The sequence below is a fragment of the Microvirga sp. CF3016 genome (assembly GCF_036314085.1).
In the GTDB taxonomy this organism is placed as follows: Bacteria; Pseudomonadota; Alphaproteobacteria; order Rhizobiales; family Beijerinckiaceae; genus Microvirga.
The window spans coordinates 18,727-34,069 of record NZ_JAYGGM010000002.1; the positions used below are offsets into that span (position 1 = coordinate 18,727).

13 protein-coding genes are annotated in these 15,343 nt (G+C 64.9%); 8 read left to right on the forward strand and 5 right to left on the reverse strand.

Translation table 11 applies throughout. From position 1 onward, the window contains the following. Positions 1 to 18 precede the first annotated feature (18 nt). Complete coding sequence (locus tag VB672_RS02475) at positions 19 to 1,032, reverse strand: asparaginase (RefSeq protein WP_329782589.1); 1,014 nt, start codon at positions 1,030 to 1,032, stop codon at positions 19 to 21. A gap of 169 nt (positions 1,033 to 1,201) precedes the next feature. On the opposite strand from VB672_RS02475, the gene VB672_RS02480 reads away from it, so the two are divergent. The 3 genes from VB672_RS02480 to VB672_RS02490 all read left to right on the forward strand — a co-directional run bounded on the left by VB672_RS02480 (position 1,202) and on the right by VB672_RS02490 (position 3,779). After that, on the forward strand, positions 1,202 to 2,506 hold the full coding sequence (locus tag VB672_RS02480; RefSeq protein ID WP_329782590.1) for a UDP-glucose dehydrogenase family protein: 1,305 nt from the start codon (positions 1,202 to 1,204) through the stop codon (positions 2,504 to 2,506). 268 nt (positions 2,507 to 2,774) lie between these two features. Then, complete coding sequence (locus tag VB672_RS02485) at positions 2,775 to 3,011, forward strand: Lrp/AsnC ligand binding domain-containing protein (protein WP_009494007.1); 237 nt, start codon at positions 2,775 to 2,777, stop codon at positions 3,009 to 3,011. 102 nt (positions 3,012 to 3,113) lie between these two features. Next, positions 3,114 to 3,779 carry a DUF924 family protein gene (locus VB672_RS02490; protein ID WP_329782591.1) on the forward strand — a complete coding sequence of 222 codons (666 nt, stop codon included), beginning with the start codon at positions 3,114 to 3,116 and terminating at the stop codon, positions 3,777 to 3,779. Between the two features lie 38 nt (positions 3,780 to 3,817). On the opposite strand, the gene VB672_RS02495 is transcribed toward VB672_RS02490, so the two are convergent. Then, positions 3,818 to 4,426 (reverse strand): NAD(P)-dependent oxidoreductase, encoded by a 609-nt coding sequence (locus VB672_RS02495; RefSeq protein WP_329782592.1) that lies wholly within the window; start codon positions 4,424 to 4,426, stop codon positions 3,818 to 3,820. 103 nt (positions 4,427 to 4,529) lie between these two features. Between VB672_RS02495 and VB672_RS02500 the strand changes: the two genes are divergently transcribed. Continuing rightward, positions 4,530 to 4,889 carry a winged helix-turn-helix transcriptional regulator gene (locus tag VB672_RS02500; RefSeq protein ID WP_329782593.1) on the forward strand — a complete coding sequence of 120 codons (360 nt, stop codon included), beginning with the start codon at positions 4,530 to 4,532 and terminating at the stop codon, positions 4,887 to 4,889. Between the two features lie 96 nt (positions 4,890 to 4,985). Here the strand turns inward: VB672_RS02500 and VB672_RS02505 are convergent, their stop codons facing one another. The 3 genes from VB672_RS02505 to VB672_RS02515 all read right to left on the reverse strand — a co-directional run bounded on the left by VB672_RS02505 (position 4,986) and on the right by VB672_RS02515 (position 9,421). Beyond that, entirely contained in the window at positions 4,986 to 6,083 is a 1,098-nt protein-coding gene (locus tag VB672_RS02505) for a transglycosylase SLT domain-containing protein (RefSeq protein WP_329782594.1), read from the reverse strand. Positions 6,084 to 6,257: 174 nt separating this feature from the next. After that, positions 6,258 to 6,704, reverse strand: coding sequence for a Crp/Fnr family transcriptional regulator (locus VB672_RS02510; protein WP_114947152.1), 447 nt, complete (start codon positions 6,702 to 6,704; stop codon positions 6,258 to 6,260). Then, entirely contained in the window at positions 6,701 to 9,421 is a 2,721-nt protein-coding gene (locus tag VB672_RS02515; protein WP_329782595.1) for an ABC transporter ATP-binding protein/permease, read from the reverse strand. Before VB672_RS02515 ends, VB672_RS02510 begins: the two co-directional genes overlap by 4 nt. Before the next feature lie 281 nt (positions 9,422 to 9,702). Between VB672_RS02515 and VB672_RS02520 the strand changes: the two genes are divergently transcribed. Genes VB672_RS02520 through VB672_RS02535 form a run of 4 tightly spaced genes read left to right on the forward strand, consistent with a single transcriptional unit; the run spans position 9,703 to position 15,325 of the window. Then, positions 9,703 to 10,980 (forward strand): glycosyltransferase family protein, encoded by a 1,278-nt coding sequence (locus tag VB672_RS02520; protein ID WP_329782596.1) that lies wholly within the window; start codon positions 9,703 to 9,705, stop codon positions 10,978 to 10,980. A gap of 8 nt (positions 10,981 to 10,988) precedes the next feature. Then, complete coding sequence (locus VB672_RS02525) at positions 10,989 to 12,260, forward strand: glycosyltransferase family 4 protein (protein WP_329782597.1); 1,272 nt, start codon at positions 10,989 to 10,991, stop codon at positions 12,258 to 12,260. Then, positions 12,257 to 13,375 carry a glycosyltransferase family 4 protein gene (locus tag VB672_RS02530; RefSeq protein ID WP_329782598.1) on the forward strand — a complete coding sequence of 373 codons (1,119 nt, stop codon included), beginning with the start codon at positions 12,257 to 12,259 and terminating at the stop codon, positions 13,373 to 13,375. The genes VB672_RS02525 and VB672_RS02530 overlap by 4 nt, the downstream gene beginning before the upstream one ends. 9 nt (positions 13,376 to 13,384) lie before the next feature. Continuing rightward, positions 13,385 to 15,325 (forward strand): glycosyltransferase, encoded by a 1,941-nt coding sequence (locus tag VB672_RS02535; RefSeq protein WP_329782599.1) that lies wholly within the window; start codon positions 13,385 to 13,387, stop codon positions 15,323 to 15,325. Positions 15,326 to 15,343 lie beyond the last annotated feature (18 nt).

Below are 15,343 nucleotides of genomic sequence, written 5' to 3' on the forward strand. Positions count from 1 at the left end.
TCCGCGCTTCTTGGGGATCTAGGCGCCGCCCCTGATCTCCGGCGAGACCCGGATCTGGCCGACCTCGATCCCGTTCCAGTTCTTGAGCACCGGCTGGGCCAGCGCTTCGACGGCACGGCGCTCTGCGGTGTCCAGATTGAGGAAACGCAGGACGAGACCGGCCATCATGGCCTCGGCCGCACGGGCATGACCGTCCTCGACCTTCAGGGCGATGCCGTAGCCGAGATCGGGCAGGCACGCGCAATAGACGCCCTCGGCTCCCACCTTCACGAAGGCGCGCTCGCCGAGCAGCTCCATGAGCCTGGTGTCGAAACGGCCGGTGCCGGCGACCATGAAGGGATGGCGCGCCACCGCCCTGCGGATCCAGGCGGCTGCGGCCTTCCCGTCGCCCGGCAGGCCGGTCCCGGTGCCGAACCGGGCGAAGCCGAAGGCAAGCGATGGCAGCGGGATCGCATAGGTCGGGATGGAGCAGCCGTCGATGCCGCTCTTCTCGACCGTATGGCAGGCTCCGGTGATCTCCTCCAGGGCCTCCCGCACGCTGCGCTGCACCGGATGATCCGCCAGCACATAGCCTTTCGGATTCTTGCCCTGGCCGCAGGCGAGGCAGATGAAGCCCGCATGCTTGCCGGAGCAATTGTTGTGGAGCGCGCTCGGGCTGCCGCCGGACGCAGCCAGGGCCCGGTTGGCGGCCTCGCCCATGGGCCAGTGCACGCCGCATTCGAGACAGCCCGCATCCTGCCCGGCCTTGGCCAGCATGGCCTTGGCGGTCGCCGCATGCTCCGGTTCGCCCGAATGGGACGCGCAGGCGAGCGCGATCTCCTCGTCGGTCAGGCCGTATTTGTCCGCAATCCCGCTCTCGACCAACGGCATGGCCTGGAGCGCCTTCACGGCGGAGCGCGGAAAAACGCGCCGGTCGACGTCGCCGATCGACAGAACCGTGGCCCCCTCGGAATCGACCACCGAGACGCTGCCCCTGTGGCGCGACTCGACCAGGTTTCCGCGGGTGACCTCGACAAGAAATGGATTGTCCATCAATGCCCCGTTTGAAAAGCGGCGGTGTTGTGGAGGCACTTATCCCAGAAGTCAAAGGGGGCATTGTTGCAAAAGCCGGAAAAAGTGCCCCGAAATCGTCTGACCCAACGGGTTGCTGCGCGGCCTTTGCCACTCTAAACCCAAGGTTCGGACAAACAGGGAGTTCTCGATGCGTGTCGCGATGATCGGAGCGGGCTATGTGGGCCTGGTCTCCGGCGCCTGCTTTGCGGATTTCGGACACGAGGTCTGCTGCGTCGACAAGGATCCGGGCAAGATCGAGGCTCTCAACCGGGGCGAGATCCCCATCTTCGAGCCGGGCCTCGACGATCTCGTGGCCAAGAACGTGCGCGAGGATCGCCTGACCTTCACGACGGACTTGTCTCAGGCGGTCCGGAATGCCGAAGCGGTGTTCATTGCCGTGGGCACCCCGTCCCGCCGCGGCGACGGCCATGCCGACCTGTCCTACGTCTACCAGGCGGCTCGCGACATCGCCGCCGCCATGGACGGCTACACGGTGGTCGTGACCAAATCGACCGTGCCCGTGGGCACCGGCGACGAGGTGGAGCGCATCATCCGCGAGACCCGGCCCGACGCGGATTTCGCCGTGGTGTCGAATCCGGAATTCCTGCGCGAAGGCGCGGCCATCGCGGATTTCAAGCGTCCGGACCGGATCGTCGTGGGCACCGAGGACGAGCGCGCCGAGGGCGTGATGAACGAGCTCTACCGGCCGCTCTACCTCAACCAATCGCCCCTGCTCACCATGTCCCGGCGGACGGCCGAGCTGACGAAATATGCGGCCAACGCGTTCCTGGCCACCAAGATCACGTTCATCAACGAGATCGCCGACCTGTGCGAGCAGGTGGGCGCCAACGTGCAGGATGTGGCCCGCGGCATCGGGCTCGACAACCGCATCGGCGCGAAATTCCTCCATGCCGGCCCGGGCTATGGCGGCTCCTGCTTCCCGAAGGATACGCTGGCCCTGATCAAGACCGCGCAGGATTACGAGGCGCCGATCCGGATCGTCGAGACGGTGGCGGCGGTCAACAGCCAGCGCAAACGCGCCATGGGCCGCAAGGTGATCGCCGCCTGCGGCGGCTCGGTACGCGGCAAGACGGTGGCGGTGCTCGGCCTGACCTTCAAGCCCAACACGGACGACATGCGCGACGCCCCCTCGATCGACGTGATCACGGCGCTCCAGGATGCGGGCGCGCAGGTCAAGGCCTACGATCCGGAGGGCATGGAGGCAGCCAGGTCCGTCCTGACGGACGTGGCTTATGCGAGAGACCCCTACGACTGCGCCCGCGGGGCCGATGCCCTGGTGCTCGTGACCGAGTGGGACACGTTCCGCGCCCTCGATCTCTCGCGCCTGAAGGCCACCCTGGCCGCCCCGGTGGTGGTGGACCTGCGCAACGTCTATCGCCCGGAGGAAATGCGCCGCCACGGCTTCACCTATGTGAGCGTCGGGCGGTCCTGAGTTTCTCTTCCCGTGTCATCCCGGCGGCCGCAGGCCGGCAAGGGATGCATTCAACCATACCCTCCACGCCATCACCGGCCTTGTGCCGGTGATCCCGATCCGAAAAGCGCGGTGCTCTTCCGATCGGGATGGCCGGGACTGATCCCCGGATCAAGTCCGGGGGACGGCCATGACGCCGTATTCGGTTGAACCGGGAGGTTCTCACCGGCGCGGTCCCGTGCCATATCTCCCTGACGACAGACTTCCAGACGACGCCTTCGGAGCCCCCATGCAGACCTTCTTCGTCGAGATCAAATGCAAGCTCGGCAAGACCTATGCCGTCGCCAACGCCCTTGCCGACCGGGAGATCGCGTCCGAGATCTACTCGACGGCGGGCAATTACGACATCCTCGCCAAGTTCCACGTGGATGACGGGGTCGATATCGGCCATTTCATCGCCGAGAACGTGCAGGTCATCCCCGAGATCGCCGACACGCACACCATCATCACATTCAAGGCCTTCTGAAGTCTCTGCCGAACGTCAGGTCCGGCCGGACTTCAGGTGTTTCCAAGCACAGCACGGGGTTTCCGCCCGGGATATCATCGAGCATTCTTCAAGGAGAGGCCGATGTCATCTCAAAGGGATTGGCGCAGGGTCTACGACTTCTGGTTTCCGGTCGACCTGTCGGAAGCCCCGATCGCAACGCACTGGCAGATGCTCACCTGGTGGATGCGCGGCGGGGCCAATGCGGAGCTGCACCAGTTCGAGCCGCTGGTCCACGCGGCCAAGGCCGGTGAGCTCGATCATTGGCGTGACACGCCGCTCGGGCGGCTGTCCCTGATCATCGTTCTCGATCAGTTCCCGCGCGGTCTGTTCGCGGGGACGCCGGACGCCTATTCGTCCGACCCGGACACGGTGAGGATCGCCGAGGAAGGGTTCGGGAACTGGCATTACGATGCCCTGACAAGCCCTTACGAGAAGTTCTTCTACTTCCTTCCGCTCGCCCATGCGGAAGGTCCTGACCATCTGGAACGGATGAAGCGCATCGTGGCCGTCTCGGAGCAGGTTCTCGAGGAGGCTCCGGAGCATCTCAAGCCGGTCTGGCAGTTCTCCCTCAGCCAGGCCCGGGCCAATCTCGACATCATCACCCGTTTCGGCCGCTTCCCGCACCGGAATCCGGTTCTCGGGCGCCCCTCGACGCCGGAGGAGCTGACCTATCTGGCCGAGGGCGACTTCGTCCACACCCGCTCGCTGCCGGCCTCGGCATCGTCCGCCATCAGCGCGGTCGGATAATGGGAAGGGGCGATGCCCCTTCCGCATCTCGAAGCCAGTCAGTAGCCGACCGTGAAACGCTGGCGGGAATGGGCGGGCTTCTCCACCTCGTCGACGAGCGCGATGGCATAATCCTCGAAGGAGATGCTGCTCCCCTGCTCGTTGGTGAGGAGCTGGTCCTTACCCAGACGGAAGCGCCCGGTGCGCTCTCCGGGGACGAACATCGCCGAAGGCGAGATGAACGTCCACTCAAGGTCTCTCTCCTGGCGTAGAAGGTCGAGGAAGATGGCGCCCGCCGTCGCCTCGGCCTTGTAGGCGCTCGGGAAATCCGGCGTATCAACCAGTCTGACGCCCGGCGCGACCTCAAGGCTGCCGGCTCCACCCACCACGAGATACCGCTTCACCCCCGAGTCGCGAGCAGCTTCGATTAGCTTCTGGGGATCGCTCTGCGTAAAATGGACGGCGCTCACGGCAACGTCGTGTCCAGCCAGGAGCTCGGACAGGCGGCCCTGATCGCTCACATCACCCTTCGTGGCGGTGACGTTCGGCTGGACCGGCACCTTTTCGGGGTTACGTACGATGGCCGTGACCTCATGCCCACGACGGGAGAGTTCGGCGAGGATGCGCGAGCCGGCGTTACCCGTTGCCCCGATGAGCGCGACTTTCATGATGGATCTCCAACAAGGTTTCGATAAGTTACTAGGTGAAATAAATGCCCGTTGGTGTAAAGAAGGCACCTCGAACTCACCAAGTTACTCGGGAGATACCGGCATGAACTGTCCCAACATCTATGCCGCGACCTGTCCGACGCGCCTCGTGCTCGACCGGGTTGCCGATAAATGGACGGTGCTGATCTTGGGATTGTTGGCGGACGGACCGATGCGGTTCAATCAGTTGCGGCGTCAGATCGAAGGCCTGTCACAGAAGATGCTCTCGCAGACCCTCAAGGGTCTCGAGCGAGATGGCCTGATCAGCCGTAGGGCTTTCGCGACCGTGCCGGTCACGGTCGAGTACAGCATCACGCCCCTCGGCCAGACCCTCGCATCCACCGTGGACGCTCTTCGGATCTGGGCCGAGACTCACATCAGTGAGGTCCTCGACGCGCAAAAGCGCTTTGACGAGGCAGCCTGACGACCGGAAGGCCCGGCAACTGAGCAGAGGCGCATATCCCTGCCCGTCGAAGACGGAGGTGCCGAACGCCGATACGGCAGTTCCACAGTCCCGCTTCTACTGCACGAGCGGCGACGCCTCGGCCGAAACTTCGGCGGTCCGCTCGGACGGACGGGAGATCTCGGCGAGGTAGGGGCCGATGCCCTCGTAGCGGTCGAGGCGGCGGACGATCTTCGAGTCGATCTTGTTGTAGAGCTCCGCCACGCTGACCGGGCGGCGCTTGCGTCCCTTGCCTTCCATGAACAGCCCGGCATTGGCCTTGGCCGCCTTCGGGAACAGCTTGGAGGCCTTCATGTTCGGGTCCTGGTCGAGAACCTCGAGGAACCGGACGGCGCTGGAGGCGCCGAGGAAATGGGCCAGGTAGAGCTCGGCCTCGGCCAGCTCCCGCTCGCCCTCGGCCTGAAGGGCGCGCTCCACGTCCTTGATCAGCTCGCCGGCCATGAGCGCCGAGAAGTACGGATCCGTGCGCAGGCTCATGATCCATTCCCGATCCTTCGGGCTCACCTCCAGCTCGCCGTTGACGTAGCTGATCGCTTCCGCCGCCGCACCGAATCCGTAATCGGCCGCATGGGCGTAGACGGTCTCGATCCAGGTGCTGTCGATGAACTGGAACAGCCCCTGGGCGGACGAGGTCGGCGCCTTGGCCTCGGGCGAGAGGCTCGATTCCACGTCGGCCAGGGTCATCATGTAGACCGGGTCCACCCCGGTCGCATGGGCGGCCTTGAGGATGGAATGGACCAGCCAGCGCGGCACGGTGCGCCCGTTGAACGGGATCAGCTCGTCCGGGTCGCCCGCAGCCACGTCGGGCTCCTCATGGGGCGCCGGCTTCACGGCCCGGGGCTTCTTGAAGGAGAATGCGCCGTCGAGAATGGCCTTGAACAGGCTCGGATCCTTCATCAGCTTCGGGGTGAAGTCCATCGACGCCGTGACGACCGAGCCGGTGGTGAGCGGCTGCAACGCCGAGGCGGCGACCGGCCTCGCCAGAAGAGCGCTCGGGAGAGTGGCAACGGCCGCCGGCCCCGCAGCGAGACCCTGAAGGCCCGCAATCAGGCCGACGGCCAAGGTGACATGAAGGAAACGGCGGCGACGTCCGGACTTGCGCACATCCGCAACAGGCTGCGGAACTGCGCACAGCAGCGTTCTCGCGTTACTCATCATCACTTATCCCGCAACAGCCCGGCCTGATGGCTGGGCCTTCCCTTGTGTCGTTCTGAGACCAGGGTTGACGGGTAGTTGTGACGAGAATCGGTCAGCTTGGCCATACGAAGTAGGATTTTGCTAACCGTACCGGCATTTTCCCCGAAAAAATCTCAGGGTTTGCCGGGAAATTCAGGATGAGGACTGTGCGACGAGCTGTGCATTCGTCCGCTCGAGGCGCTTTGCCAGCTCCCGCATGATGGCCAGGGACATCTGCGGGAACTGGGCCAGAAGCTCGAGGAAGACCCGCTTATCGATTCGCAGGGCCGTGGTCGGCTCGGCGGCCATGATCGTGGCGGAGCGGGGCGTATCCGACAGGATGCCCATCTCGCCGACGAGAGCGTTGCTCCCGAGTTCGGCCACTTGAATATCCCCACCGGGGGTGTTGAGGAGCACGCTAGCCCGACCGTCGAGGATCACATAGGCGGCGTCGGACGGGTCCCCTTGCGAGAAGAAGCGCTGCCCGCCGGAGAACTGCACCCGCTCGCTCGTGAAGGCGAGAAGCTTCAGGCGGGCCGGATCCACATCTCGAAACATCGGCACCTGCCGCAAGGACTGAACCTCTGTCTCAAGGGTCATGCCACCTCTCCTGTTACTCTCTGGGCGTCGTCCGGCTCGGGTCTGGCAGACCTGAGAGCCCGAGCGGCCGCTTCTTCTGTGATGATTTGTCCGTCGCGGAAGCGCAACTGAACATCGAAAGCGCCTGCCTGTCGATCATTCGGAAGGACCATGAACAGGCTTTGTTGGTCGAGAAGCTCCAGCAGCAGCTTCAGCAATTGCTGGCTGCGCGCTTCCTCGAACGGGGCGAGCGCCCCGTCGATCACGAGGATATCCGGACGCTTCACGAGGCAGCGCACGAGACTGACGCTCGCGCGCTCCTGCGGCGACAGAAGCCTGCCCGCCGTGCCGACCTGATAGTCGAGACCGATCCGCTCGATGTCTTCCACCAGGTCGAGCTCCCGAACGACCGTGGCGATGGCCTCGGCCACCCGGATGCGGGCATTGGCGACCTGGTAGCTCACGCGCCCGAACAGGAGGTTGTCCCTCATGGGTGCCGCGGCGCAGTAGCGCTCGGGATCGTAGAACTCCACCCCCTCGGAGATGGACTTCGCGAGGACCTCCCGGACGAGGCCGCGAGCTTCCACGATCCGGGCCGTCAGCGTGTCGTCGAGAAGTCCGAGGCGGTGCCGGGCTTCGATATAGGCGAGCGGCAGGGCCAGAAGCCGCGTCCGGTCCTCCCGCTTCAGATTGCCTTCGCCCCGGGCATGCCGGCGCAGGATGGCCCCGAATTCCGGCAGCTCCTCGGCGCCGATGAAGGAAAACTGCTCGAACAGGGAATGGCCCGGGGGCAGCCCCTCGAAGATTTCGGTCATGGTCTCGGCGATCTGCAGGCCCATGCGGACGAGGTCGTCGGTCAGCCCGGCCCGGTCGATGGCGCTGCGGAACTGGCTGTTCTCGGCCAGATTGCGCCCCTTGAACTCGTCCGAGATCGGCACGCCGAAGAGGAGATTCTCGGCAATGGTGGCCTGGCTGTTGTAGCGCCCCGGATCGAAGGGCTCCACCAGATCGGCCATGCCGTTCGACTGGAACGTCTCGCGCAGGCGCCGCCGGGCTTCGACCACACGCTCGGCCAGAGCCAGGTGGCGCTCCGGATCGATCCTGCCGGCCAGGCCGAAGAGATAGATCGTGTCGCCCATGCCGATCCGGTCCAGGAGGTCGAGGAGAATGCGATCGAGATCGCTTTCGTCCCGTGCGCCGATGCGCTCGTAATCCACCCACCGATCGCCGATGCTCTCGACCGGATTGCCCGTCTTGGAGGCTTCCGCAATCCGGCGCTCCATCTCCTTCTTCTCCTCCTCCGACCGGGCCAGGGGCTTCGTGCGCAGGCCGTAGATCAGGTTGTCACGGATGCTGCCGGGGAAGAGAATGGGATCGACGCCCGCATAGGCGATCCGGCGTCCAACCACGGAAATGGGAAGCTGCGTCAGGTCGCGTTCGCTGATGCGGATCCGGCCGTTGAACTCCGACGTGCGCCGGGCGACGATGCGCGCCAACGAGCTGGCCGCGGCGCCGCCATTGGATACCAGCGCCACTCTTGCGGGCAGCTCGAGGGTGAAGGCACCTCCTTCGATGATCATGTCGCCATGGGGGCCGGCAACGCGGATATCCTCGGCCACAAGCGGACCGACCAGCGGCCGATCGGCCTCCGCTTCCTCGCGGGATTCGAGCAGCGGGGCCAGCCGCTCCTCGGCGAAATGCTGGGTGACCTGATCGTACTTCACCTGAACGTCGAGGCGCTGCTGGTCCCAGTCGATCAGCTCCTTCAACGGCGGAGGCAATTCGCGGTAGGCGCCGATGACGGCGACGAGCTGACCGATGTCGAGGGTGCCGCGCAGGGCGAAATAGCCGCCGATGGCGTAGAAGAAGAACGGCGTCAGCTGCGCCAGGAAGTTGTTGAGCGATTTGACGAAGAATTTCCGGTTGTAGATCTTGAGCCGGATGGTGAAGAGATTGAACAGCCGGTGTCCGATCTCGGCCCGTTCCCAGTTATAGGCGTTGTGAACGTGAACGACCTCGATGCCGTCCTGGACCTCGGCGATGCGCCCGGCCAGCTGGCGCGAGGCCAGCTGACGCTGCTTTCCCAGGCGCAGGAGTTCGCGCCGCAGCCGTGGAATGATCGTGAACTGAATGGCGATCACCGCGAGCGCGATCAGGCCGAGCCACACGTTCTGAATCATGATGAAGGCAAGCGCCGTGATCGCCTGCATGCCGAGGAAGATCGGGGTGATGAAGGCATCCCCGATGAAGCCGCCGATGGGTTCGACTTCGTCCTTGATGATCGTTGCGGTCTCGGAGGATTTGACGTTGCGTAAGGCGTCCGGGGTGAACCGGAGCACCATGGAGAACAGGTCGAAGCGCATGCGCCGGAGCATCCGCTCCCCCAGCACGCCCTTGGCGACGTTGATCCAGTACTTGAACGCCCCGTTGACGATGACGAAGAACAGGAACAGGCAGGAGAGGCCGAAGAGCAGGCCGAGCCGGCCCACCTGGAAGCCCTCGAAGATCTCCACGGTGCCGCCCCCGAGCCATTGCGGCCATCCAAAGCTGAGATGGAGGAAGGGGGCCGTGGGGTTGCCGTCCCTGAAAGCCTCGCCCTGAATGGCCTGGTTCACGATCTGGCGAGGCAGGTCCAGGGACATGAAGTAGAACGGCAGGGAAGCGAGCACTACGGCGCAGACGATCAGCTGGTCGCGCTTTGAATGTGTCCAAATATACCTAAAGAGGCTCTTTTCCATTGCCCAACGGTTACCACTTCTATACGCCTGGATGAACCTCTTTCCGATCGCGGGCGTCGCCTTATTTGATCGACAGGGACCTTAGCGCATCGTGCGGACCCGAAGGGCCGCGTCCGCGAAAAGTGGATCCGGTTTTCCGCCCAGCGATGCGCTACTTGTAGGAAGGAGCATCGGAATCGACCCCGAAAGCGCAGATTCGCCTTTGGGTCCGATGCTCTAGAAGGTAGAGAAGGCGGATGGACCGTCAATTGGTCCGCCCGACTGACCGTAGGGGCAGCCGCATGGCAGACCTGGTGATGGACTTCGATCAGGACGCAGGTCCTTCCCCGGTTCGGCCCGAGAGCGGCCGCGGAACGCGAGTCCTTATCTACAGCCATGACACGTTCGGCCTCGGGCATCTGCGCCGGTCGCGGGCGATCGCCAACGCCATCGTCCAAGACCGACCGGACACCTCGGTCGTCATCATCTCGGGATCGCCGGTCATCGGCAATTTCGAGTTCGACAGCGGCGTCGACTACATCCGCATCCCAGGGGTCACGAAGCTGCCGGACGGGGATTACCGCAGCCTCAACCTCAATGTGGAACTGGATGAGGCGGTCGGCCTGCGCCAGGCCCTCATCCTTCAGGCCGCCAAGGCCTTCAGGCCGGATGTGTTCATCGTCGACAAGGAGCCGACCGGCTTCCGCGGCGAGGTCGTGCCGGCGCTCGACTACCTCAAGGCGGCCGGTTGCCGCCTCGTGCTCGGCATCCGCGACGTGATGGACGAACCGGCCCTTCTGGTGCCCGAGTGGGAGCGCAAGGGCGCCAAGGAAGCCCTGATCCACTATTACGACGAGATCTGGGTCTACGGCCTCAAGGATGTCTATCAGCCCCTCAAGGCCTTGGACCTGCCCGCGCCGGTGGAAGAGCGCATCACCTATACCGGTTACTTGCGCCGGGACGTGCCGCCGACCCCGTCCCTGACCAAATATCCCAAGATCACGAAGCAGCCGTTCATTCTCGTGACCACAGGCGGCGGGGGCGACGGCGACGACCTGATCGACTGGGTGATCTCGGCCTATGAGAGCGACGCGGAGCTCGACCAGCCGGCGCTGATCCTCTTCGGCCCCTTCATCGACCGGGACAAGCGCCGCTCCTTCGTGGAGCGCATCGCCAAGCAACCGAAAATCGACGTGATGTCCTTCGACAACAAGATCGAATGGCTCATGAAGAAGGCGGACGCCATCGTGGCCATGGGCGGCTACAACACCTTCTGCGAGGCCCTGTCCTTCGACAAGCGCACGCTGATCGTTCCGCGCACCCGGCCGCGGCTCGAACAGTATATCCGCGCCGTCGAGGGCGAGCGGCTCGGGCTGGTGAGCATGCTCAGCGACTACAAGGAGCCGCGCACGCCCGAGCGCATGGCTGCGGCCCTGCGTTCTCTCTCGTCGCAGCCGCGCCCGTCGGACGTGACGGTTCCCGGTCTTCTCGACGGCCTCGACCGGGTGCAGGAGCGTCTCAGGGCACTCAAGGAGCCTCAGGCGCCGTTCGCCGCCCCGTATCATCAGGCAGCCGAGTAACCGTATCCATGCTTCCCTCACTGACAGCCCGGCGGATTGCCGTCGTCGTGAAAGGCTATCCACGCCTCTCCGAAACATTCATCGCCCAGGAGATCCTGGCCCTGGAACAGCGCGGCCTGGACCTCGAGATCTGGTCTCTCCGGCACCCGACGGAACGGGCCGTGCATCCGATGCACAAGGCGATCAAGGCACCGGTCACGTATCTGCCGGAATATCTCTACGAGGAGCCCCTGCGCGTGCTGCGCGGCGCGGTCTGGAGTCTGAGCCAGAAAGGTTTCGGCGCCACGGTCCGGGCCTTCTGGCGCGACCTGAAGCGCGACGTCACCGCCAATCGGGTGCGCCGCCTCGGCCAGGCCCTCGCGATGGCCAGGGAATTGCCGGAGGACGTGCGGCACCTGCACGTGCACTACCTGCACACGCCCGCTTCCGTCGTGCGGTACGCGGCGCTGCTCACGGGCCGCACCTGGACCTTCTCGGCCCATGCCAAGGACATCTGGACGACACCCGATTGGGAAAAGCGCGAGAAGATGGCGGAAGCCCTCTGGGGCGTGACCTGCACGGCCCAGGGCGCCGGCCATCTCCAATCGCTGTCGCAGCAGGAAAAGATGGCGCTCGTCTATCACGGGCTCGATCTCTCGCGCTTTCCGTCTCCTCCCGAAAGCCGCCCGGCTAGGGACGGCTCGAACCCGCTCGATCCGGTGCGCATCGTGTCCGTCGGACGCGCGGTGGCGAAGAAGGGTTATGGCGATCTGATCCGGGCCCTCGCCGCCCTGCCCCAGGACCTCCAATGGCGCTTCGCCCATGTGGGAGGCGGAGAACTGCTCAACAGTCTCAAGCAGCAGGCGCAGGACGCCGGCATCGCCGACAAGGTGGTCTTTCTCGGCTCCAAGGCGCAGCCCGACATCATCGCGCTCCTGCGCGAGGCGGATGTTTTCGTCCTTCCCTCGAAGGAAGCCAGATCAGGCGACCGTGATGGGCTGCCGAACGTCATCATGGAGGCGGCAAGCCAGGGGCTCGCCATCTTAGCGACGGACTTTGCGGGCATTCCCGAATTCATCCGCAACGACGTCGAGGGACAGCTCGTGCCGCCGGGGGATTGGGAGGCTTTGTCCAACGCGCTCAATCTCCTCGCCCGCGATCCGGCGCGGCGCAAAATTCTAGGAGATGCAGCCTTCTCGCGCCTGCGGCGGGACTTTTCCATGGAAGGCGGCATCGATGTGCTCGAAGCCCGCCTGCGGGCCGCGACGCAGAGCCCGAAGAGAGAACCGGAGCGCGTGTGACCATCTCAAGGCCCGTTGCGTTCTACGCCCCCTTGAAGAGCCCGAGCCACCCTCTTCCCTCGGGCGACCGCACCATGGCGCGCCTGCTGATGAAGGCCCTCGACCGGGCAGGCTATGCTCCCTTCCTCGCCAGCGAACTGAGAACCTTCGACAAGGCAGGCGACCGGCAGCTTCAGGAGAGCCTTCGACAGCAGGCGCTGCAAGAGGCCGACCTCCTCATCACACGATGCAGGGCGCTGCCTGACGAGATGCGCCCCTGCCTGTGGTTCACCTATCACGTCTATTACAAGGCGCCGGACTGGATCGGCCCGCGCGTCGCCGATGCACTCGGCATTCCCTATGCGGTTGCGGAAGGCTCAAGGGCGGCCAAGCGCGCGCAAGGATTGTGGGCTCTCGGGCATGAGGGAGCGGAGGCAGCCCTCGACCGGGCCGACGCCGTCTTCGTCATGACGGCCCACGACCGGGAGTCTCTGGAAAGCGCCAGGCCAACGCATCAGGGCCTGATCGACCTGCCGCCGTTTCTGGACCTGCAGGAATGGCCCGCATCGGGTTCTCGTCCTCTGCCGAAAGCCGCACCGCGCCTTCTCACGGTGGCGATGATGCGGGCGGGCGACAAGCTCGCCTCCTATCGCATTCTGGCGGCCGCCCTCGAACGGCTCCAGTCCCTGCCTTGGACCCTCGACGTGGTCGGTGACGGCGAGGCACGGGACGAGGTCGAGGGGCTCTTTTCCGCCCTGGCGCCACGCGTGCGTTTCCATGGACAGGTCGAGAGCAAGGCCGATCTGACGGCATTCTATGAGGCGGCCGATCTCCTCGTCTGGCCTGCCGTCAACGAGGCCTACGGCATGGTGCTGCTGGAGGCGCAGGCTCTCGGCTGCGCAGTCGTTGCGGGTGCCTATGGGGGCGTTGCCAGCGTCGTGCAACACGGCGAGACCGGCATGCTGACGCCTCCCGGCGATGTGGTCGCGTTCGCAGATGCGCTGGGCGATCTCCTGCAGAACCAGGACCGGCTGCGGGCCTTCGGCGCCCATGCGTCCCGTTTCGTCAGACAGGAACGCGATCTCGATCATGCTTCATTGCGCTTGCGCAATGCGCTCGAACTGCTCAGGGATTAGAGCAGGAGAATGGGTTTGCGGGTTCTGATCGCCGTCACGCATCTGTTGGGAGCGGGTCACCTCACCAGGGCTGCCGCCCTGGCGCGGGCCTTTGCGCGACAAGGGCACGGGACGACACTCGTGTCGGGCGGAAGCCCTGCCCGCCTGACCGATCTGGAGGCCGTATCCTTCATTCAGCTGCCCCCCGTGCGAACCTTGGGGACGGATTTCAAGACGCTGCTCGGTGACGACTTCGAGCCCATCGATGCAGAATATCTCGAACGACGCCGAACCCTTCTGCTCGACACGTTGGAATCCGTCAGGCCCGACATCCTCATCACCGAGCTTTTTCCCTTCGGTCGACGCGTCCTGGCGGATGAGTTCTCCGCCCTGCTCGAGGCCGCCCATCGCGCGAGCCCGCGTCCGCTGGTCCTGTGCTCGATCCGGGATATCCTGGTCCCCTCCTCGAAGGCGTCGCGGATCGCCGAAGCCCATGAGCGCGTGCTTCGGCACTACGACGCCGTTCTCGTTCATGGCGATCCGGAGCTGGCTTCCTTGGAAGCCTCATGGCCCGTGGATGAGAGGATCAGGCCTCTCATCCGCTATACCGGCTACGTGGACGAGAACGAGGGTGCTGTGCCGGAGATCCGTCGACACGGGATCGTCGTGTCCGGCGGATCGAGTGCCGCGAGCCTGCCGCTCTACCGCACGGCCATTGCGGCGGCGCGCGACATCACCGATCGGCCCTGGCGCATCCTTGTCGGAAGAGGCGTCGCCGAAAACGACTTCCACGCTCTTCAGCAAAGCGCTCCGGCTCATGCTGTCGTCGAGCGAGCGCGGGCCGATTTCCGGGCCCTGCTCGCCGGTGCCGAACTCTCCGTGAGCCAAGCCGGCTACAACACCACAGTCGATCTCCTGCGCTGCGGCGTGACATCAGTTCTCGTGCCCTTCGAGGAAGGCGGCGAGACGGAGCAACGCCTGCGCGCCGAACGCCTGGCAGCGCTCGGCCTTGCCGAGATCGTACCCGAGGCGGACCTCTCGCGGCAGAATTTGGTCCGGGCGATCCGGCGCGGGCTCGCCCGTACACCCTCCCCGCCTCCGGCCATCTCCGTCGACGGAGCCCGGAGGAGTGTTGCCTTAGCGGAAGGTCTGGCGCTTTCCAGGCCCGCCCTTCACCGGGCCGTCGACTGGTCGCCCCTGGACCGGGCCCTGGACCGGGCCGTGGATCAGGGCTGTCCTGTCCGCTTCTGGTGGCGAGACGACGATGCGGTGGCCGATACGCCCCAGCTCGACCGGCTCCTCGGCCTCGCCCGCCGCTACGATGCCGGTCTCGGCCTTGCCGTCGTTCCGAAGACCATCGAGCTCTCGCTCGCCGTGAGACTGGCCGACGAGGACAAGGTCTTCGCCCTCGTCCACGGCTGGAGCCATGCCAATCATGCACCGGCGGGCGAGAAAAAGGCGGAGTTCGGGACCCATCGTGCCTTGGACGTCATGGGATCGGAAGCGGAACAGACCCTGCAGGTCGCGCGAGAGCGCCTCGGATCGAAGCTCCTGCCGGTCTTCGTGCCACCCTGGAATCGAATCTCCTGCGATTTCGTCCCATCCCTGCCGAGCTTGGGCTTTCGGGGGCTATCCACCTTCACGGACCGGCAGGCTGCTCATCCTGTCCCAGGCCTCGTCCAGATCAACACCCATGTGGACCCGATCGATTGGCACGGCACGCGAAGCCTGGCCGAACCGGCCCTGATCGCTGCCGGTCTCGCCAGCGCGATCGAGCGGCGCGTGGCGGGACTTGCGGATCGCGACGAGCCGATCGGGTTCCTGACCCATCACCTCGTTCATGACGACGTCATCTGGTCGTTATGCGAAAGGCTTATCGCCCACCTCGCCGCCAGAGGCATACGTTTCCTGTGTCCCGATGCGTGTTTCGCCTTGGAAACAAGATCACATTTGAGATCTAATGGGATCTGATGCGTTATGCTCATAATC